The organism is Azospirillaceae bacterium, from assembly GCA_028283825.1.
GTDB lineage: Bacteria > Pseudomonadota > Alphaproteobacteria > Azospirillales > Azospirillaceae > Nitrospirillum.
The window spans coordinates 167,207-187,244 of the sequence record JAPWJW010000002.1; the positions used below are offsets into that span (position 1 = coordinate 167,207).

Sequence of the window (20,038 nt, forward strand, 5' to 3'; positions counted from 1 at the left end):
GGGCACCGGACAGGGCGGCCTCCGCAGAGGCCGCCCACCGTCAGGTCGCCAGCATCGCCTTGACGTATTCCGGTCGCAGCGGAATCCGGCGCGCGGGCTTGCCCGTGGCATCGAAGAAGGCGCCGGCGATGGCGGGGGCGGCCAAGGCGTTGGCGCTTTCCGAGCCCTGGCCGTAGACGCCGACATCCGGTTTCGGGGCCAGGACCACCTTCACGTCCGGAATTTCCGCCATCGTCAGGATGGGATAGCCGGTCCAATCCTCGGACGTGACACCACCCTGATCGAACGCGACCTCCTCATGCAGGGCCTGGCTGACGCCCATCAGGCTGCCCGCCTGGACCTGCCGCCGCAGCTGCAGCGGGTTCACCACGATGCCCGGATCGACGACGATGGTCAGCCGTTCCACCCGCACCTCCCCCGTGGCGGGGTTGACCGCGACATGGGCGGCGCAGGCCCAGTATCCGTTATCGCGCAGCATGATGGAAACACCCTGCCCCCGCACCACGCCGTCACCCGTGGCGCGGGCGTGGGGTGCCGGCGATGGCCGGGTGGTCCACCCGCTCTCTTCCCGCAGGCGGGCCAGGATGGCCTTGAAACGCCCGTCATCCGTATGGTCGATACGGAACTGCAAGGCGTCGATGCCCGCCAGGGCGGCCGCTTCCGTGATCGCGACCTCACGCGGGAAGTTCTGCTGGAACTGGATGGGGGTGCGCATGCTGTGGTCGCGCAGACCCACGCCGATGGGCGATTCGCGCTGGCCGATCTGATAGGTGCCGTGGCCGATCTCGGCCACATTCGGCACCGCACCATACACCCAGCGGTCAGCGATGTTCATCACCGCGCCGTGGACGGGGGATTTGTTGTCCGGCCCCGGCGGATCGATGGTGGGCAGGCCGGCCAGGATGGCGCCGATGGGGCGGTCGTCCTGCATGGGCGGGCCCTTGTGGTCAGCCTGGTAGGACACGATGCGGCCCTTGCCGTCCAGGCCGATGGTGATGTCGGCCTGCGAGGTCGAGGACTGGGTGGACCATTGCATGTCGTCGGCCCGCATCCATTGCACGCGCACCGGCCGACCCAGTTCCCGCGACAGCAGCACCGCCTCGTCCTCCGACCCGGCATTGCCACCGTTCGACCGGCCGAAATGCCCAGGGCCCGGATATGTGCGGATCACCACCGCATCCTCCGCCCGGCCCAGCATCTTGGCGATCAGGTGACGCAGGTATTGCGGGTTCTGGGTGTGGGTGTGGAGGGTCACCGAACCGTCGGGCCGCACATCGGCCAGCGAGACCGTGGGGCCGATGGGGGCGTGCTTCAGATAGGGCATGAAATAGGCGGCGGCATGGGTCTTCGCGGCGGCGACCACCACGTCGCCCTTGTTGGCGCCACCCTTGCCCGCCGGCACCTCGTCCCACTTCACCGACTGGCGGAGATGGTCGCGCAGCCCCTCATGGCCGGGCAGCCCCTTCCATTCCGTCCATTTGGTATCGGCGGCGACCTGCTGGGCGGCCTGCACCGCCTCCCACTCGTTTTCGGAAACCACCGCCACCAGGTTGCCGATCACCACCACACGCGCGCCGGGGAACTGCGCCTTGTCCACCTTGCCGGCGGCCACCAGCTTGGAACCCAACGTGGCGGGGTGCACGGCGCGGGCGTGCAGCATGCCCGGCAGCTTGACGTCGCCCACCCAGACCGTCTCGCCCGACACCTTGGGACGGACGATGGTGTTCTTATAGGGCTTGCCGACGATGGTGTAGTCGGCGGTGGGCTTCAGCGGTGGCGTGCCCAGCACCTGAAGCCCGCCGAAGCCCGTCAGCTCACCCCCCACGGGGATGGTCAGGCGCAGATCCTGCCCGGCCACCAGCTGGCCGTAGGTGGCGGATTTGCCGCCGCCGGCGACCACGCCGTTCGCCACCGTCACCTGGTCGCGCGGCACGCCGAAGCGCTGGGCCGCCAGTTCAAGGGCGGCCTCACGCGTGTAGGCGGCGGCCTTGCGCAGGTTCATCACATTGGTGCGCAGCAGGCCGAAGGTGCCGCCGCCATCGGGCGTGCGGTCCGTATCGCCGGACACCACGGTGGTGATCGCCTCGAACGGGACGCCCAATTCCTCCGCCACGATCTGGCGATAGGCGGTGAAGATGGAGCTTTGCCCGAAATCGCACTTGCCGGTGCGGATCAGCAGCGTGTCGTCGGCATGGATCTCGATCCACGAGGCCGGCCGCGTCGCGTCCAGGGAGGTGGCGGGGGCGCCGGGTGCCGCACCGGGCTTCATGGCGACGGCGACGACCAGGGCGCCGCCCGCCGCCAGGAAACCGCGCCGGCTGAGCGCAGCACCATGGATGGAACGGTCCTGGGTGGATTGCCAGTGGTTCATCCCACGTCCCCCCCGGCCATGATCTGGGCCGCGCGGTGCACCCCCTCCAGGATGGCGGCGTAGCTGGCGCAGCGGCACAGGTGGGGCGACGGGCCGGAATTGGTCAGCGCCTCCTTGATGTCGGCGTCGCTGGGCCTGGGATTGTGCTCCAGCAATTCGGTGACCTTGATCATCATGCCGAACTGGCAGATGCCGCATTGGGGCACCTGCTCATCCACCCAGGCCTCCTGCACCGGATGCAGGGTCTTGGCCGCCGCCTCGGGCGTCAGCTTGCGCTGTTTGGCCCAGCGGGCGGCCAGGCCATCCACCGTCGTGACCTCCTTGCCCACCGCCATGTCCACCGGTGTTATGCAGGCGCGCACCTCTTCCCCGTCCAGCAGGATGGAGCAGGCGCCGCATTGCGCCAGTCCGCAGCCGAACTTGGGCGTCATCACGTTCAGTTCATTGCGCAGGACGTACAGCAGCGGCGTATCGGCCGACGATTGGACGTCCCGCCTTTCGCCATTGACGACGATCGTGACCATGCCTGTTCCCCCAATCGGTCAGGGCGCCCGTCACCGGGGCCAAAGACCAGAGATAAAGAGCGGGGCGGCCCGCCATTAGGGGGGTGGAACAGGATAAGCCTATGAACGGCTTTCATGAATGCGGCGGCGTGCTGGGCCAGGCCCCTCAGCCCGCCGTCATGCAGCCGACCAGCAGCGTGGCGGTGGCGGGGTTGCAGGCGAAGGGCAGGTCGCACAGGGTGGCCAGGCGGATCAGGGCCTTCACGTCCACGTCATGCGGCAGGGTGCCCAGCGGATCGACGAAGAAGATCAGCATGTCCAGGCCGCCCTCCACGATCAGGGCGCCGATCTGCTGGTCGCCGCCCAGCGGCCCGCTGCGGAAGCGGGTCATGTCCAGGCCGTCCATCGCCTCTTCCAGGCGGGCGCCGGTGGACGAGGTCGCGTAGAGCTTGCCCGCCCGCAGGAAGCCGGCATGGGCCAGCGCCCAATCCACCATCGCCTGTTTCTTGCCGTCATGGGCGATCAGCCCGATGGCGCGGCGGCCGTCCTCACGCATTCTTAAGCTCCAGTTTTTTTTGTGCCCTCAGGCGCCGGGCGCCGACATCCGCCGGCTTGGCTAATCCTCGATTCCCAGTCCGCTTGACGCTGCCCGGAAATCTCCGGCGGCCCCAGTCGGGGCCTACGGCATGAGCGGGCTCATGCCGCCGCGACCCATATTCCGGCAATCAAATCAGCGCCGGCTCGGCCACGGCGGGCTTGGGCTCCGCCTCATCGCCGCGGGTCAGCAGATCCAGCGCCTCCTGGATCAGGGAGCGCATGGCCGTCTCGGCGCGGGCCGGGTCGCCGGCCAGGATGGCGTCGGCCACGGCGGCGTGGTCGGCCACGCTGGCCAGGCGCACGCCCTTGCGCTGGTTGGTGCGCCGGATGCTGAAACGCAGGGCGGTGTCGATCAGTTCCCGCAGCTGAAGGTAGAAGCGGTTGCCGCTGGCCTTCAGGATGGCAACGTGGAAGTTGATGTCGGTGGTCAGGGGATCATCCTCCCCCTGCTCGGCCGCATACATGCGGTCGATGGCGACCTTGATGGCGGCCTTTTCCTCCGGCGTCGCCCGGGCGGCGGCCAGCTGCGCCGCCAGGGGTTCCACCGCCAGCCGGATCTCGGTGAATTCCGCCAGCAGGGGCAGGGAGAATTTGCGCTCCAGGATCCAGCGCAAGACGTCGGGGTCCAGCAGGCTCCAGCTTTCCTCCGGCTCCACCCAGGTGCCCTGGCGGGGCCGGGCGCGCAGGAGGCCCTTGGCGGTCAGCATCTTCACCGCCTCGCGCAGGACGCTGCGGCTGGCGCCGTAGTGTTTGCAAAGCTCGGCCTCGATGGGGAAGGGCTTTTCGGCGCTGTAGGTCCCGGTGACGATCGCCGCCCCGAGATCCTGGACGATGCTGAACGTCAGGTTCTGGCCCCGAAACTTGGCAATCATACCGCCTCCCCAACGCGTTTCCGGAACCAGCTTATAGCCCCGCCGTGGATAATTTAAACTCATTGTCCACCAGGCCGCGCACGCCCGCGATACCGGTATCATAAACGAAAAGGTTGCCCGACTGTGGATCGGTTGCAATTTCGTCGTCGCTCATGCCTTCACGCGCCGTGGTGACGAACAGCAGGCCCAGATCCGGCCCGCCGAAGGCGACACAGGTGACCCGCGGCGTGGGGATGGGCAGCACGCCCGCCACGCCGCCGTCGGGGCTGTACCGCACCACTTGGGATGCACCCCACTGCGCGCTCCACAGATGGCCGTGGGCGTCGATGTTGGCGCCGTCGGGATAGGCCCCCTCCGCCGTCGTCACGAACACGCGTTCATTGCCGGGAGCACCCGTGGCGGGATCGACGTCGAACACCCGGATCTGCCGGGTGGGGCCGTCGGTGTAGTACATGGACGTCCCGTCCGGGCTCCAGCACAGGCTGTTGGAGATCAGGGCGCCGTGCACCAGGGGCGTGGCCTGGTCGCGCCCATCCAGGCGGTAGAGCGCGCCGGCCAGGCTTCGGGACTCACGCGCCGCCTCATCCTCCACCATGCTGCCGGCCCAGAAGCGGCCCTGGCGGTCGACGCGGCCGTCGTTGAAGCGGACGCCCGCCGCCAGGTCCGGCCGCACCAGCCAATCGACATGGCCGGTGCGGGGGGTGAACAGGGCGAAGCCGGATTCGAACGCCACCACCAGGCGCTGGGGATCGCCCTCGACCAGGCCGAAGGAACAGACGCGTTCGGGGGCATCGAACGTCTCGATGGTCCGGCTGGCCCAGTCCAGGCGGTGCAGCCGCCGTTCGTGGATGTCGGACCACCACAGCGACTGGTCGCGCTGGTCCCAGGTCACCCCTTCGCCCAGGGTGTTGCCCATGGGGAAGGTGGCGATCAGCGGCGCGTCTATCCTCAGGCTCATGGGTTCACCACCAGGTTATGTAGAGGGCGGAAACGATCACCAGCACCACCAGCGCACCCAGGTTGAAGCTGGTGCTGGTGGAATAGTCGATGCCCTTCAGTTTGACCTTGATCTGGCCGGGCTGCAGGGCGGGTGCCACCAGCGACACCACCACCGCCGCGGCCAGGCAGGCCAGGAAGGTGACGCCGACGCGGTCGATGAAGGGCAGTTCGGGCAGCCAGATCTTCAGGATCAGCGACAGCACGGCGGACCCGACGGCCGCCGTCAGGGCGCCCGCCGCGTTGGCGCGCGGCCAGAACATGCCCAGCAGGAAGATCACGCAGATGCCCGGCGTGAAGAAGCCGGTGAATTCCTGGATGTACTGGAAGGCCTGGTCGAAGTTGCCCAGGAGCGGCTTGGCCACCACGATGCCGATGATCACGGCCAGCACGCTGACGATGCGGCCGACGGCCACCAGGTGATGCTGGGTCGCGTTCTTCTTGGCGTGGGCGTAGAGGTCCAGGGTGAAGATGGTGGCCACGCTGTTGATCTTGGACGCCAGCGAGGCGACGATGGCCGCCACCAGGGCGGCGAACACCAGGCCCTTCAGCCCGGCGGGCAGCATCTTCATCACTTCCGGGTAGGCCTGGTCCGGCGTGGCCAGGTCGGGCACCAGCAGCAGGGCCGCCAGGCCCGGCAGCACGATGATGACCGGCATCAGCAGCTTCAGGAAGGCGGCGAACACCACGCCCTTCTGCGCCTCGCGGATCGACTTGGCGGCCAACGCGCGCTGGATGATATACTGGTTGAAGCCCCAGTAGGACACGTTCATGACCCACAGGCCGCCCACCAGGACGGAGATGCCGGGCAGGTCCTTATAGTTCGGGTTGTCCTTGGTCAGGATCAGCTGGAACTTGTCCGGCACCGCCTGGGTCAGCTGGTGGAAACCCGCCAGCACGCCCTGGCCGCCAGAGATCTGGTTCAGCGCCAGGTAACCGATGATCAGGCCGCCCAGCACCAGCAGGGTGACCTGCACGATGTCGGTCAGCGCCACCGCCTTCAGGCCGCCGAACAGCGAATAGGCGCAGGAGAAGACGCCCAGCACCACCAGCGCCGTCATCTGGTCCACGCCCGCCACCGCGTGCACGGCGATGGACCCCAGCCACAGGATGGAGGCCAGGTTGACGAAAACGTAAACGCCCAGCCAGAACACCGCCAGCGTCAGGCGCACGCTGGGGCCGTACCGCTGCTCCAGGAACTGGGGCATGGTGTAGATCTGGTTTTCCAGGAAGATGGGCAGAAAGAACTTGCCCACCAGGATCAGGGTCAGCGCCGCCATCCATTCGTAGCAGGCGATGGCCAGGCCGACCTTGTAGCCGGAACCGGCCATGCCGATGATCTGTTCGGCGGAGATGTTGGCGGCGATGAGCGAGGCGCCGATGGCCCACCAGGGCAGCGAACGGCCGGCCAGGAAATAGTCCTTGGCGTTCTTCTCATGCCCGGCCTTTTCCCGCGACACCCACTGGGCCAGCAGGAAGATGAACACGGCGTAGACGCCCAGCACCGCGATGTCGATCGTCGCCAAACCCATCGGCGCACCCCCCTCTATGATCTATTCTTTTAAGGACCGGCGTTCTTGTCCGCCGGCGCCCGATCACTAGGGCGCCGGCGGACAAAATCCGGGTCAGGCCAACTTCAAAACCGTGCGCACAGCCGCCACCAGGGCCACCGCGCGTTCCCCGATCAACCCCACATCCATGCCCGGTCGGTACAGGTCGCCGCCGGAGCCGAAGCCGGTGACGCCCGCATCCACCCAATCCTGCAAATTGGCCGGCGTGACGCCACCCACCGCATAGACCCCCACGTCCGGCGGCAGCACGGCCTTCAGCGCCTTCACATGGCCGGGCGCGTGGCTGGAGGCCGGGAACAGCTTCAGGTACCTTGACCCGGCGCCGATGGCGGCGAAGGCCTCCGTCGCGGTGGAGAAGCCCGGCATGGAGACCATGCCCAGGCTGACCGTGCGGGCGATGACGGCGGTATCGACATTGGGCGACACCACCAGCTGGCCGCCCACGCCATGCACCTGGCCCACCTGGTCCGGGGTCAGCACCGTGCCGGCGCCCACCAGGCAATCGTCACCGAAATGCTTCACCAGCCGTTCGATGCTGCGCAGCGGCTCCGGCGAGTTCAGCGGCACCTCGATGGCGCGGATGCCGGCGGCGTGCAGGGCGGTGCCGACGGCGACGGCCTCCTCCGGCTTCACGCCGCGCAGGATGGCCACCACGGGCAGCTGCTTCAACCAGGCTTCAGTCATGACGTCTTCCTTCAGAGGCGACGGAAATAGGCCAGCAGGCCGGCCGTCGATTGCTGGGCACCGTCCAGCGCCAGCGACGCGATGCCGTGGCTGGCCAATGCCAGGGTATATAGGGTGTTCAGGGCCGGCGCGCCCACCAGCACGACCCGCGTGGGTGCGGGCCGGCCCAGGGCGCGATGCCGGGCCAGGGTGGCGGCCACGTCGCCGCCGATGACCAGGCCGGACAGGAAGCCCAGGGCGTCCGTCGCCGACAGCACGCCCGCCATCTGCCGGGCGCGGGTTTCGAACAGCAGGTGCAGGACATCGGCGCCGGCCTCGGCCACCCGGGCCAGGCCCTGGCGGAAACCGGCGTCGGGCGTGCCGTCCCAGGGTGCGGCCCCGCGCGCCAGGGTGCTGTGCCGGGACAGCAGCGCGTAGATTTCGCCCGACATGGCGGTGGTGAAACCGGTGATGCGGCCGTCGGCCAGGTCCACCCACTTGGAATGGGTGCCGGGCAGGCACAGCAGATGATCGCCCGTCGCCAATACCGGGTGGGTGATCAGGGCGCCCAGGACCTGGGTTTCCTCCCCCCGCATGACATCGGGGGCGCCCTGCAGGTTCAAGCCCTTCACCCCCGGGGCGATGTAGACCTTGCGGCCGTCCAGGTCGATGGGATGCAGGTGGTCCGCGATCTCGGCAGCACCGGCGGGTGCGGCCGCGTAGGGCACCTCAACCCAGCCCAGGGTGGATCCCACCATGCCGCAGAGCAGCAGGGGCAGTTTGCCGTGGGCGACATCCCAATCGGCCAGCAGGCCGCGCACCGTGTCGGGGAAACCGCCGGCCGGCACGGCCGCGGCACCGGGACCGGTGCGCGTGTCCAGCACGGCGCCGTCGGCATCGACCAGCGACAGGCGCAAATTGCTGGTGCCCCAGTCACCGGCGATGAAAACAGGCGTGCTCATTCCACTGCGACTCCCGGGCGATACGCGCCATGCGGCATGCCGGGATACCCCCGGGGCCAAAGCCGCGCAAGGTGGGTGATGGCCGGACAGCGCTCGACCGGGCCCATTGAGGCCCCGCACCCGCCGTTTCCCACCCCGAATTCCTTGATGCCCCGGGCCACGACCCGAGGTTTGGGTATGATTTATCGGACAATATAGGGGTGGTAAAGCGGAATTGCGGCCGGCGCCGCCCCAGGTGGCCGGCCTGGGCGCCAGTGCGACGTCGCAACGCTATGCGCTGGCCTCGGTGGATGAGGCGCGGGCCTATCTGGAACACACCATCCTGGGCGGCCGGCTGCGGCAAATGACGGCGCTGGTCAATGAACTGCCGGGCCGGGATCCGGTGGCGGTCTTCGGGCCGGTGGACGCCCTGAAATTCCGCTCCTGCATGACGCTGTTCCACCTGGCGGCCGGCAATTGCGACAGCCTGTTCCAGGACGCGCTGGACAAGTACTTCGGTGGCACGCCGGATGCGGCGACATTGCGGCTGACCTGCGCGACTGAAGAAATGCATTCATAAGTGGTATAGATGTGGATGGGTGCCTGCCCTTCGGGTAGTTTCCCCAACGGGGAAACGCAAAAGGGGGCGGGCTTATGTCATCCATCAACGCATTCCGGAAATTGCCGGCCGCCATGGTGGCGGCCGGATTGTTGGCGGCGGTTGGCGCGGCGCGCGCCCAGACCTTGGAACTGGCCATGCCGCCGGCCATCCCGCAGTTGGATGGCATATCCTTCCTTGTCCTGGCGCCGGAGGTCTACACCGTGCCCAACGGCGCGGGGGCAAGCCTGACGGTGCAGGCCAACGCGTTCGTCAGCTTCGGCGGCCAAGGCGCCCAATCATCGGGTGCCCAAGGCCGGGGGACGCTGGCCAAGAAGCGCGTGGACGCGGCGAAGGCGGCCGGGCTCAAAGGTGAGACGCGGGCGTCCACGCCCGTGCCGACCACGTCGGAACTGCTGGTCGGGCCGACCATCCGGGTCCATCCCGGCGACACCCTGAACGTCCTCATGGCCAATCTGCTGACATTCAGCGTGGACCAGGGCGATGGCTTCATGTCCAGCGACGTGCCGCACGGGCTGGACGTGGTGAACCTGCACACCCACGGCCTGCACGTCAGCCCCCAGGGCAATTCCGATAACGTGCTGCTGAGCCTCTACCCGGTGGGGACGGACCAGGCGACCATCGATTCCTGTGCCAGGCACATGGGTGACAAGGACCTGTGCCAGCGGGTCGCCTTCGACTATTCCATCAAGATCCCGGCCCAGCACCCGGCCGGCACCTATTGGTACCACACGCACAAGCACGGCTCGGTCGCCTACCAGCTGTCCAATGGCGAGGCCGGCGCCCTGATCGTCCAGGATCCGGTGAACGGCATCGACAGTCTGCCCGCCGTCCAGGGTGCTGCGGAAAAGGTGATGGTGATCCAGGCCATCCAGGCCGGTACGCTCCAGGGCGCATCGGCCTCCGCGTCATTGAAAATCACCTGCTCCGGTGTCTACGGCACCAATGGCAGCACCTGCGTCTATCCCCACGGGTCGAAGACGCCGGTCGCCGTCAACAACGTGAACGGCCAGTTGTCCGTGAACGGCCAGTTGTCGCCCACCGTCACGATGCGGACGGGTGAGGTGCAGCTGTGGCGGGTGGTCAACGCCACGGTTGGCAGCGTCGTGCCCATGTGCCTGGTGCCGGCGACGGGGGCCGGCGCCACCGTCCCCACCCCCTACGTTCTGACGGCGGACGGCGTGCCCATCCACCGTCCCGTCCCGACCGGCGGCCCCGACCTGCCCATCGCGCTGACGGCGCCGGCCCCGAACCCCGACGGCAACGGCGTGATCAACAATGAACTGCTGCTGTTGGCCCCGGGTCAGCGACTGGATCTGATGATGCAGGCGCCCGCGGCCGCCGGCACCTATCAGCTGATTCAGCCGGCGGGCGCCGCGGGTCTGGCCATGGCGCCGCCCACCAACCCGGGCAATTATCAGTTGGTCTCGACCTCCGGCACCGTCCCGGCGGCCGACACCTTCAACCCGCCGGTGCTGCAGCCCACCATGGCCAGCCTGTGCCAGCCGGGGCAGGGCGGCACGGTGATCCTCACGGTCAATGTCGTCGCCGGCGGCGGCTATTCCACCGCCCTGCCCACGCAAACCCAGCTGAACGCGCTGTACACGCCTGCCAATCTCAAGGGCACGGCGGGCGAGCCGACCTCCCCCACCCAGGGGGTTGTGTTCGGCTTCACCAGCGGCACCTACGCCAGCAGCACGGGCGGCGCTTCGGTCGTCAACGGCCGGCCCTTCACGCCGGAACGGCCGCAACGCATCCTGGCCCTGAACCAAACGAACCTGTGGGGGGTGCAGAGTGCCGCCGACACCCACATGTTCCACATCCACACCAACTCTTTCCAGGTGTTCCGGCGCGGCATCGTGGACTACGCCTATCCCATCTGGCGCGACACGGTGCTGATCAACTGCGCACCGGCCATGGGCGGCGGCAACTGCGCCTTCCCGCAGGGCCTGACCAACGCCAGCCAGTCGGTCAACAACTATGGTGAAGTGGTGCAGTTCCTAAGCCAGGCGCTGGACTACACCGGCCAGATGGTCATGCACTGCCACAACACCAATCATGAGGATACGGGCATGATGGAACTGGTGGAAATGGTGGCGGCCGACCAGGCCACGCCCTCGCGCCATGTACACATGGATGAACCGGTGGGTGGCCCGGCGCCGGCTGGCGTCCGAGGTGCCGGACATCCCGACCACACGCCGCACTGACGGGAAAGAGGCGCGGCCGCCGGCGGTTGCCGGCGGCCCATCCTTACTTCATCTCCCACACATCGTCGTCCCGGTTGGTGTCGGGCAGGGCGTGGGTGGGGTCGATGGTGACGCGGCGGATGGCGGGGCCGCCGTCAAGGCGGATGGTGGCCTCCGCCGTGCCCCGCCAGGTCTCCACAGGAATGCGTACGGTGCGCTGGCTGCCGTCGGCGTATTCGACCAGCAGGGTGGCGGGCATGACCAGGCGGTCCAATGAGGCCAGGGTGACCACAGCACCCTTGTCGGGGCCGCCGTCGGCGTAGGCGACCTTGCGCACGGCCAGATCCACCGCCCAGTTGTTGAAGTACCAGCCGCGCCAGAACCAGGTCAGGTCCTCGCCCGCCCCATCCTCCATGGCGCGGAAGAAGTCGGACGGCGACGGGTGCTTGAACGCCCAGGCGCGGATATAGCGGCGGAAGGCGGCGTCGAACCGCTCATGCCCCAGGATCTGCTCGCGCAGCAGCACCAGGCCCAAGGCCGATTTGAAATAGGTGACGGGGTGGCGGTACTTCTCCGTCATGCCGTCGGGGGCGGCGACGACGTTGGGTGCGGCGACGTCGGTCAGCAGCGGCAGGATCTCGTCCACCGGGTTGCCGCCGCCGGGGGCGTATTCGCCGTCGCGCTTGGGCGCGAACTCACCATGGTTGAAGGCGTCCTGGGCGTAGACGTCGATGAAGGTGTTGAAGCCCTCGTCCATCCAGGCGTCGCGCCGCTCGTTGGATCCCACGATCATGGGGAACCACGTGTGGCCGATCTCATGCGTGGTGATCCAGTACAGCAGCTTGCCCTTGTCCTCATAGCCGTCGAACACCATGCCCGGATATTCCATCCCGGCGCCATGGCCGCCCAGATTGACGGCCGCCGGCCAGGGATATGGGAACCACTGGCTGGAGAAATGCTCGATGGAGGCCTTCAGATATTCCGTCGACCGGTTCCAGCGGTCGGGGCCCACGCCCTCCACCGGGTAGACCGACATGGCCAGCGCGTGCTTGCCCTCCGGCAAATTGATGCGGGCGGCGTCCCAGACGAAGGCGTTGGAGGCCGCGAACACCACGTCGCGCGTGTTCTTCATGCGGAAGTGCCAGGTCAGCTCGCCATCCTGGCGCGGCCGGCTTTTGGGATCCGTCACTTCTTCCGGGGTGCGGATCAGCACGGTGCTGTCGCTGCCCCGCGCCTGGTCCAGGCGGGTGGCCTGGGTGGGCGTCAGCACCTCCTTCGGGTTCACCAACTCACCCGACCCCGCCACCAGCATGGTGGACGGCACGGTGACCGTGTAGTCGAAGTCGCCGTATTCCAGATAAAACTCCGACCCCAGATAGGGCAGGGTGTCCCAGCCGCGCAAATCGTCATAGACGGCCATGCGCGGGTACCACTGCGCGATCTCATAGATCTCGCCATTCTTGGTGGGGGTGTGGGCGGTGCGCCCGCCCCAGGTGCCGGGGATGGTGTAGCTGTAGTCGATATGCAGGGCGATCTTGCCGCCCTTGGCCGCGACCAAGCGGGGCAGGTCTACCCACATGCGCGTGTCGTCGACATGGAAGGGCACGGCCGCCACCTTGCCGTCGCCCGTGTCGATGGCGACCGCCGTGATGACGAAGCCGTCGGTGACGCCCCGGCGGGGCCGGCCGCCGCTGGCCACGGCCGCGCGGGCGTCGGCGCGATAGATGTTCTGGTCCAGTTGCAGCCACAGCCGGTCCAGCGCGTCGGGGCTGTTGTTGGTGTAGTGGATGACCTCGCTGCCGTTCAGCGCCGGCGCGTCGGCGTGCGACAGGTCCAGCCGGGCGTGCAGGTCATAGTCGGCACGGTTCTGCCAATACGCCGGCCCGGGCACGCCGCTGCCCGACCGGTACTGGTTCACCGCCTGCGGCAGGGTCAGGGCGGCGAAGGCCTCGAACGGGCGGTAGGCGGTGGCCAGGGGCGGCTCCGGGTCCGCCGGCTTTTCCAGCCGCTGAGTCGCCTGCTGGGCCGCCGTCGGGGTTGGGGCCAGGGTTGGAACCAGGGAACCAAGGGCGAACATGACAAGGGTGGTACGGCGAAGCCAGGGCGACGTCATCAAGGGATGGCAACCTTCGGACGGAAGAGGGGCGCGGAAAAGGGATAGGCCCCATGCGACCGGGTCGCATCTCGGAATGGGACCGCTACCATCGCAACACCATTCCGTTGGTGTCACAATCCGCATCATGGGTCATTCCGCGCCCCGGCGAAACCCCCTGAAAACGGTTTCACGCGGCACCCAAGGGTTTGTAAGATTTCGTGGATTCCGGTTTCCGGCCTCGGGTTGGGCGGGAACCGTCACAAAACGGCCCCCAATACGTGGGGCGACTTGTCGCACGGCTGGCTCCAGCCCAATAAACCCGAACGCGGGCCCGGCAGCGGTGGGGCATATCCCTCAGGATATATAAAGTGTAATGGCGAAATCGCCCTTATTCACACTACGTTCAAACCAATAAATCCCGCAAAAAACCGATCTTGGGACACCGCCTCGACTCTGGCGGCGTTGGGATTTGTTTTCCCGGGGTGATCTGCCTTGAGGGTTCCATCCATGCATGGGCGGGCTCAGGCGAAATGGAGAGTGCCTTATGTTCCGTTCAATGCTGGCGCGCTTTAGTCAGGAAATGAAGGCGAAGCTGGCCGCCTTGGACAAGTCGCAGGCGGTCATCGAATTCGCGCTGGACGGCACCATCCTGACCGCCAATTCCAATTTCCTGAAGACGATGGGCTACACCCTGGCCGAAGTCCAGGGCCGCCCCCACAGCATGTTCGTCGAACCCGGCTACAAGGACAGCGCGGACTACCGCCAGTTCTGGGATAAGCTGCGCCGCGGCCAGTTCCAGCTGGCGCAGTTCAAGCGCCTGGCCAAGGGCGGCCGCGAGGTGTGGATCGAGGCGTCGTACAACCCCATCTTCGATGGCGACGGCAAGCCGTTCAAGGTGGTGAAGTACGCGACTGACGTGACGGCGCAGCAGCTGGAATACGCCGATCTCAAGGGCCAGATGGCCGCCATCCGCAAGTCGCAGGCGGTGATCGAGTTCGACATGGACGGCACGGTCCTGCGCGCCAACGAGAACTTCCTGAAGGCCATGGGCTATACGCTGGCGGAGATCGAGGGCAAGAACCACAGCATGTTTGTGGAGACGGCCTACAAGAATAGCCCCGATTACCGCCAGTTCTGGGACAAGCTGCGCCAGGGGGAATTCCAGGCCGCACAGTTCAAGCGCCTGGGCAAGGGTGGCCGCGAAGTGTGGATCGAGGCGTCGTACAACCCCATCCTCGATATGAACGGCCGGCCGTTCAAGGTGGTGAAGTACGCCACCGACATTTCCCGCCAGGTCCAGATGCTGACCGACCTGAAGAACCTGATCGACACCAATTTCGGTGAGATCGACGACGCTATGGACCGCTCCACCCGCCAGTCGGGCGACGCGGCCCAGGCCGCCGGCGAAACCTCGGGTGCCGTGCAGATGATGGCCACCAGCGCCGAACAGCTGGCCCTGTCCATCCGCGAAATCTCCGAAAGCATGACCAAGTCGCGCATGGCCGCCGACGGGGCGGCCGATCTGGCGACGCAGGCGGATGCCTCCACCCAGCGCCTGGCCGAAGTGGCGAAGTCGATGGAAGGCGTGGTCGACGTCATCCAGGCCATCGCCGGGCAGATCAACCTGCTGGCCCTGAACGCCACCATCGAGGCCGCCCGCGCCGGTGAGGCCGGCCGCGGCTTCGCCGTGGTGGCGACGGAGGTCAAGAACCTGGCCAGCCAGGCCGCCGCCGCCACCCAGCGCATCTCCAATGAGATCGAGGGCATGCAGGCGGTGTCCGACGATGTGGTCGGCGCCCTGGGCGCCATCCGCCAGTCCATCGGCACGGTGCAGGAATACGTGACCACCACCGCCGGCGCGGTGGAGGAGCAGAGCGCCGTCACCCGCGACATGTCGCTCAGCATGCAGCGCACCGCCGCCGCCGTGGAAACCGTCACCCAGAACCTGGACGACATCGGTGTCGCCATCGGCGACGTCGGTGCCGCCGTGACCAAGACCAAGGAAGCCGCCCGCGTCCTGGTGCGCTGATCTTCAAACGCCGGACGGGGAGGCGTGGGGGGCGCCCCCCACGCCTCCCCGTTCCTTTTACAGGGCGTTCAGCTTGGCCAGTTCGGCGGCCAGGTCCGTCGGGCTCAGCGGCACGTAACCCTCCTCGCCGGCGCTTTCCGTCGCCAATGCCGCCTGGCCCGCGCTGGACAGCGCCAGGGCCACGTATTCTTTCGCGACAGGGTCCAGCGGCTGGCCCGGCGCATGGTTGACGTACAGCACGACGGGTGCCGACAGGGGATAGTGGCCCTGGCGCACGTCGTCATACGCGGGCGTGGCGTAAGCGCCGCCGGCCTTTTCGGCCACGGGCAGGATGCGCACGTCGCCGGAGACGGCGGCGGCGTTCACCCAGCCCGCCAGGCCGATGCCGTAGGGGTCGGCCGCCACCGCCTTGATGACGGCGGCGTAGCTTTCCAGCGGCTCATAGGTGGCGGTGAAGGGCAGGCCCTTGAAGTGGGCGGCCCGGAAGGCGGTGGCGAAGCCGCCGTTGTCACGCAGGCCGTAGACATGGATGCGCCGCCCGGCCCAGTCGCCGTCCACGCCCAGCTGTGACCACAGATGGACGTCGCCGTCCGGCGCGCCGCTGGCGAACACCTGGGCCAGTTGCGCCACGCTCACCCCCGCCAGCGGGTTGTGGCCGTTGACATAGATGGCGGGCGGCGTCTTGGCGGGCGGGCGGGGCCCGTAACCGGAATAGCCGATGCGGATGGGCGTGGCCTCATAACCATAGACCTGTTTGAAGCCCGCGGCCTCCGCCCGCCATGCCTCCCGCGCCATGGGGGCCAGCAGGGTGACCCCGGCGGTCAGCGCCGGCAGGGCGGTGGATGAGCCTTTCAGCGTCATGGTGAAGCGGGCGCCGGGATGGGCCTGGGCGTAAAGCGCGTTCAGCTTGCCCAGCAGGCTGTCCATGCCGTCGTTGCCGATCAGGGTGATGGCGCCGTCGGGCTGGAGATAGCTGGTGGTGGAGGGGGCGGGCACGGCCTCGGCGGGGGCCGCGACGGCGGTGCCGCCGGTCAGGATCGCCAGCGTGCCGGCGATCAGGGCGGTGTGGAAACGGGACATGGGTGCGAAATCCTCAAAGGACGGCCGCGCGGGCGCGGCGGATGATCAATCCAGCTTGGCCAGCTCGGCCTTGGCCTCGGCGGCGGTCAGGGGGATGTAGCCCTTGGCCTGCGACGCCATGATGGCCTGGCCCTCGGGCGACAGGACCAGGCGCATATAGGCCTTCACCACCGGGTCCAGCGGTTTGCCCGGCTCCCGCCGCAGGTAGAAGTAGAGATAGCGGCCATAGGCGTAGGTGCCGGCCGTGACCTCCTCCGGCGTGCCCAGGGTGTAGGGACCGTTGGGATCGGTCGCCACCGCCACCTGCTTCAGGGCCGGGGTCTCGCGCCCGATGGCGGCCACGGCGATGCCCGCCGGGTCCTGTTCCAACCGCTCCAGGATGGCGTCGGTGTCGCCATAGGCCTCATACCCGGCGGCCAGCGGCCGGCCGGCCAGCTGGTACTTCTGCATATAGGTGCCAAAGCCGGTGTATTCCGGTGTGCCGATGGGGTGGATCAGGCGGGACTTCCAATCCTTGTCCAGGCCCAGCTGGCCCCAGCGGCTGTAGTCCCCGCCCGGGTTGCCTTGGGCGAAGATGCGGGCGATCTGCGCCGTGGTCAGGCGGTCGATGGGGTTGGCGCGGTTGACGTAGACGGCCAGCGAGGTCGCCAGGTGCTGGCTGGTGTCGTTGGAGGTGTGCGCCACGCGGATTTCCAGCGGCGGCGCGCCCACCGTCTTGGCGAAGGAGGCGCTCTCCAGCGGGTCGATCTCCCGCCCCATGGCGCCGAACAGGGTGACGCCGTAGGTCAGCAGCGGGATGGCGCTGGTGGTGCCCTTGGATTCCATCTGGAAACGCGTGCCGGGATGCGCCTTGGCATATAGGGCGTTCACCCGCTCCACGATGAAGCGCACATGCTCCGCCCCGCCGATACGGATGGCGCCGTCGGCGGTGAGGTAATGGGCGTTTTCCGTCCTGGCGGCGGCGATGCCGGCGCCCGACAGGGCGATGCCGGCAAGGGCCAGGGCGGCCAGCGCCCGGCGATAAGGGCGGCGGGGACGGGGCGGGGTAGGGCTGGATTTCATCGACCGATCCTGACGAGCGTTGCACGCATGGGTGCGACGCAGTGACGCATTTGTTAATGCAAATAAGTCGCATTTCGAGTTATAGCCACCGCGCAACGGTTTGAAAAGCCCGGCAGTTCACAAAAAACCGAAGGAAGCCAAATCATGAAAAAAAGCGGTTGGCAGTTTGGAATCATTGGTGTTTCGGCGTTGGCGCTGATGGCGGGCGCCGCGCGCGCGGCCCGATGGCGCGGCGGCCGGCGACGCCGCCGCGGACGCGGTCACGGATGAGGTGGTGGTCACCGGCAGCCAGGGCTATCAGGCCAAGGTCTCATCGGTGGCGACCCGCACCGACGCCCCCATCGTGGAGGTGCCGCAGTCCGTCGTCGTGGTGCCGGAGGCGCTGCTGAACGACCGCCAGCCCACGAGTTTGGATGAGGCGCTGGCCACCGTCAGCGGCGTCAAGCAGGGCAACACCCTGGGCGGCACCCAGGACGCCATCCTGAAGCGCGGCTTCGGCACCAACCGCGACAACTCCATCATGCGCGACGGCATGCAGTCGGTGCAGGCGCGCAACTTCACCCCCACCACGGAATCGGTGGAGGTGCTGAAGGGCCCGGCCTCCATGCTGTACGGGGTGCAGGATCCGGGCGGCATCATCAACGTGGTGACCAAGAAGCCGCAGCTGACGCCGGGCGCCACCCTGTCGGGCTGGGGCACCAGCTTCGGCGGCGGGGGCGGCCAGGTGGATTTGACCGGGCGCCTGGTCGGCACGGACCAGCCCTCATCCACCACCGGCCTGGCCTACCGCCTGATCGCCGATTACCAGAAGTACGATTACTGGCGCAACTTCGGCCAGATCGACCAGGCGGTGATCGCACCGTCCCTGGCGTGGTACGGCGAGAAGACCACCGTCGCCGTGAATTATGAACGCATGAACTATTACATCCCGTTTGATCGCGGCACCCAGATCAACACCGTGACGGGCAAGCCGCTGAACATCCCGCGTGAGGAACGGCTGGACGAGCCGTTCAACATCACCAAGGGCCATTCCAACTCCGCCAGCTTGCGGGTGGAACAGAAGATCAATGACGATTGGCGGGCGCGCTTCAACTACGGCTACAGTTCCAACTACTACAACGACCACCAGGCCCGTGTGATCTCCGTCGACGGCACGACCGGTGTCGCCACCCGGCGCGGTGATGCCACCCGCGACGCCGACCAGCAGGCGCACGTGGTGTCCGCCGACATCCTGGGGCATTTCCAGACCTGGGGGATGAACCACGAACTGCTGACCGGCGTGGACTACATGCACAACGACCGGGTGCTGGGCGACCTGCTGCGCGACACGCAGAACAAGACCTTCAACGTCTACAACCCGGTCTACGGCCAGATGGCCATGCCCAGCACGGTCAGCGCCAAGGACAGCGACCAGACGGACAAGCTGCACACCTACGCCGGCTTCATCCAGGACAGCATCCACCTGGACGACAAGTGGATCCTGATGGCCGGCCTGCGTTACGACCATGTGCATGAGGTGACCGGCAAGGGCCGCCCCTTCAACACCAATGCCCTGGTGGACGACGGCAAGGTGGTGCCCCGGGCGGGCCTGGTCTATATGCTGCGGCCGGAATGGTCGGCCTATGTCAGCTACACCGAATCCTTCCGCCCCAACACCTCCATCGCCTCGCCCATCGGCGCCCTGCCGCCGGAAGAGGGCAAGGCCTGGGAAGTGGGCTCCAAATATGTGGGCCAAGGCTTCACGGCGACCGCCGCCCTGTTCAACATCGACAAGAAGAACGTCCAGACGACGCAGCAGATCAACGGCGAGGATGTCACCCGCGTCTCCGGCAAGGCGCAGTCGCGCGGGCTGGAGCTGGATGCCAGCGGCACCCTGGCGGAGGGCTGGGACCTGGTGGCCAGCTACGCCTTCACCGACGCCCGCACCATTGAGGACCACTATCTGAAGGGCAACCCGCTGGATGGCGTGTCCAAGCACGCAGGCTCATTGTTCCTGACCCATGATTTCGGCCAGGTCGCCGAAGGCCGGGTGCGGGGCGGCGTGGGCGAACGCGCCTTCAGTTCCTGGGGCGCCAATGACGGCACGGGCAAGGTCTATTACCTGCCGGCCGGTGCCGTCACCGACGCCTTCGTCTCCTACGCCACGGTGCTGGGCGGCTATCCCGTGGAACTGCAGCTGAACATCAAGAACATGTTCGACGAGACCTATTACCTGTCGGACAGCGGCACCGGCCAGCCGGCCATCACGATCGGCGAGCCGCGCCAGTTCATGGTGCGCACCCGCATCAGCCTCTGATACCAGTGGCCTTTGACCTTGACCGGTCAAAGGCTCCCTCAGGCGCCGGGCGGCGGACATCCGTCCGCCTTGGCTGATCCTCGCTTTCCAGTCCCCTCCGCTCCCCAGAAAACTCCGGCGCCCGCGGTCGCGGGCCACAGCGGCACGAGGCAAAACC

General features: G+C 67.4%; 15 protein-coding genes. 4 read left to right on the plus strand and 11 right to left on the minus strand.

Annotated features, from left to right (window positions below):
- Positions 1–40: 40 nt before the first annotated feature.
- The 8 genes from PW843_09540 to PW843_09575 form a co-directional block, all read right to left on the minus strand.
- Positions 41–2,371, minus strand: a complete 2,331-nt coding sequence (locus PW843_09540) for a molybdopterin-dependent oxidoreductase (protein MDE1146849.1) — start codon at positions 2,369–2,371, stop codon at positions 41–43.
- Positions 2,368–2,895, minus strand: coding sequence for a (2Fe-2S)-binding protein (locus PW843_09545; GenBank protein MDE1146850.1), 528 nt, complete (start codon positions 2,893–2,895; stop codon positions 2,368–2,370). Before PW843_09545 ends, PW843_09540 begins: the two co-directional genes overlap by 4 nt.
- 145 nt (positions 2,896–3,040) lie before the next feature.
- Entirely contained in the window at positions 3,041–3,430 is a 390-nt protein-coding gene (locus tag PW843_09550) for a methylglyoxal synthase (GenBank protein MDE1146851.1), read from the minus strand.
- A 169-nt stretch (positions 3,431–3,599) separates the two neighbouring features.
- Positions 3,600–4,343, minus strand: a complete 744-nt coding sequence (locus tag PW843_09555; GenBank protein ID MDE1146852.1) for a FadR/GntR family transcriptional regulator — start codon at positions 4,341–4,343, stop codon at positions 3,600–3,602.
- 31 nt (positions 4,344–4,374) lie between these two features.
- On the minus strand, positions 4,375–5,301 hold the full coding sequence (locus PW843_09560; GenBank protein MDE1146853.1) for an SMP-30/gluconolactonase/LRE family protein: 927 nt from the start codon (positions 5,299–5,301) through the stop codon (positions 4,375–4,377).
- A gap of 4 nt (positions 5,302–5,305) precedes the next feature.
- Complete coding sequence (locus tag PW843_09565) at positions 5,306–6,871, minus strand: sodium/sugar symporter (protein MDE1146854.1); 1,566 nt, start codon at positions 6,869–6,871, stop codon at positions 5,306–5,308.
- A 93-nt stretch (positions 6,872–6,964) separates the two neighbouring features.
- A complete protein-coding gene (locus PW843_09570) occupies positions 6,965–7,594 on the minus strand; it encodes a 2-dehydro-3-deoxy-6-phosphogalactonate aldolase (GenBank protein ID MDE1146855.1) in 630 nt (209 codons plus the stop codon).
- A gap of 11 nt (positions 7,595–7,605) precedes the next feature.
- Positions 7,606–8,535 (minus strand): 2-dehydro-3-deoxygalactonokinase, encoded by a 930-nt coding sequence (locus PW843_09575; protein MDE1146856.1) that lies wholly within the window; start codon positions 8,533–8,535, stop codon positions 7,606–7,608.
- 214 nt (positions 8,536–8,749) lie between these two features.
- On the opposite strand from PW843_09575, the gene PW843_09580 reads away from it, so the two are divergent.
- Positions 8,750–9,094, plus strand: coding sequence for a DUF1810 family protein (locus PW843_09580; protein MDE1146857.1), 345 nt, complete (start codon positions 8,750–8,752; stop codon positions 9,092–9,094).
- 74 nt (positions 9,095–9,168) lie between these two features.
- Positions 9,169–11,340 carry a multicopper oxidase domain-containing protein gene (locus PW843_09585; GenBank protein MDE1146858.1) on the plus strand — a complete coding sequence of 724 codons (2,172 nt, stop codon included), beginning with the start codon at positions 9,169–9,171 and terminating at the stop codon, positions 11,338–11,340.
- 43 nt (positions 11,341–11,383) lie between these two features.
- Here the strand turns inward: PW843_09585 and PW843_09590 are convergent, their stop codons facing one another.
- Positions 11,384–13,432, minus strand: coding sequence for a M1 family metallopeptidase (locus PW843_09590; protein MDE1146859.1), 2,049 nt, complete (start codon positions 13,430–13,432; stop codon positions 11,384–11,386).
- A 562-nt stretch (positions 13,433–13,994) separates the two neighbouring features.
- On the opposite strand from PW843_09590, the gene PW843_09595 reads away from it, so the two are divergent.
- Complete coding sequence (locus PW843_09595; protein ID MDE1146860.1) at positions 13,995–15,443, plus strand: PAS domain-containing methyl-accepting chemotaxis protein; 1,449 nt, start codon at positions 13,995–13,997, stop codon at positions 15,441–15,443.
- A 57-nt stretch (positions 15,444–15,500) separates the two neighbouring features.
- Here the strand turns inward: PW843_09595 and PW843_09600 are convergent, their stop codons facing one another.
- Positions 15,501–16,523 (minus strand): substrate-binding domain-containing protein, encoded by a 1,023-nt coding sequence (locus tag PW843_09600; GenBank protein MDE1146861.1) that lies wholly within the window; start codon positions 16,521–16,523, stop codon positions 15,501–15,503.
- A 45-nt stretch (positions 16,524–16,568) separates the two neighbouring features.
- Positions 16,569–17,585, minus strand: a complete 1,017-nt coding sequence (locus tag PW843_09605) for a substrate-binding domain-containing protein (protein MDE1146862.1) — start codon at positions 17,583–17,585, stop codon at positions 16,569–16,571.
- Positions 17,586–17,859: 274 nt separating this feature from the next.
- On the opposite strand from PW843_09605, the gene PW843_09610 reads away from it, so the two are divergent.
- Positions 17,860–19,881, plus strand: a complete 2,022-nt coding sequence (locus PW843_09610) for a TonB-dependent siderophore receptor (GenBank protein MDE1146863.1) — start codon at positions 17,860–17,862, stop codon at positions 19,879–19,881.
- Positions 19,882–20,038 lie beyond the last annotated feature (157 nt).

Coding starts and splice junctions, on each gene's coding strand:
- PW843_09540 (MDE1146849.1), bottom strand. CDS start 2,371: ATGAACCACTGGCAATCCACCCAGGACCGTTCCATCCATGGTGCTGCG.
- PW843_09545 (MDE1146850.1), bottom strand. CDS start 2,895: ATGGTCACGATCGTCGTCAATGGCGAAAGGCGGGACGTCCAATCGTCG.
- PW843_09550 (MDE1146851.1), bottom strand. CDS start 3,430: ATGCGTGAGGACGGCCGCCGCGCCATCGGGCTGATCGCCCATGACGGC.
- PW843_09555 (MDE1146852.1), bottom strand. CDS start 4,343: ATGATTGCCAAGTTTCGGGGCCAGAACCTGACGTTCAGCATCGTCCAG.
- PW843_09560 (MDE1146853.1), bottom strand. CDS start 5,301: ATGAGCCTGAGGATAGACGCGCCGCTGATCGCCACCTTCCCCATGGGC.
- PW843_09565 (MDE1146854.1), bottom strand. CDS start 6,871: ATGGGTTTGGCGACGATCGACATCGCGGTGCTGGGCGTCTACGCCGTG.
- PW843_09570 (MDE1146855.1), bottom strand. CDS start 7,594: ATGACTGAAGCCTGGTTGAAGCAGCTGCCCGTGGTGGCCATCCTGCGC.
- PW843_09575 (MDE1146856.1), bottom strand. CDS start 8,535: ATGAGCACGCCTGTTTTCATCGCCGGTGACTGGGGCACCAGCAATTTG.
- PW843_09585 (MDE1146858.1), top strand. CDS start 9,169: ATGTCATCCATCAACGCATTCCGGAAATTGCCGGCCGCCATGGTGGCG.
- PW843_09590 (MDE1146859.1), bottom strand. CDS start 13,432: ATGACGTCGCCCTGGCTTCGCCGTACCACCCTTGTCATGTTCGCCCTT.
- PW843_09595 (MDE1146860.1), top strand. CDS start 13,995: ATGAAGGCGAAGCTGGCCGCCTTGGACAAGTCGCAGGCGGTCATCGAA.
- PW843_09600 (MDE1146861.1), bottom strand. CDS start 16,523: ATGTCCCGTTTCCACACCGCCCTGATCGCCGGCACGCTGGCGATCCTG.
- PW843_09605 (MDE1146862.1), bottom strand. CDS start 17,585: ATGAAATCCAGCCCTACCCCGCCCCGTCCCCGCCGCCCTTATCGCCGG.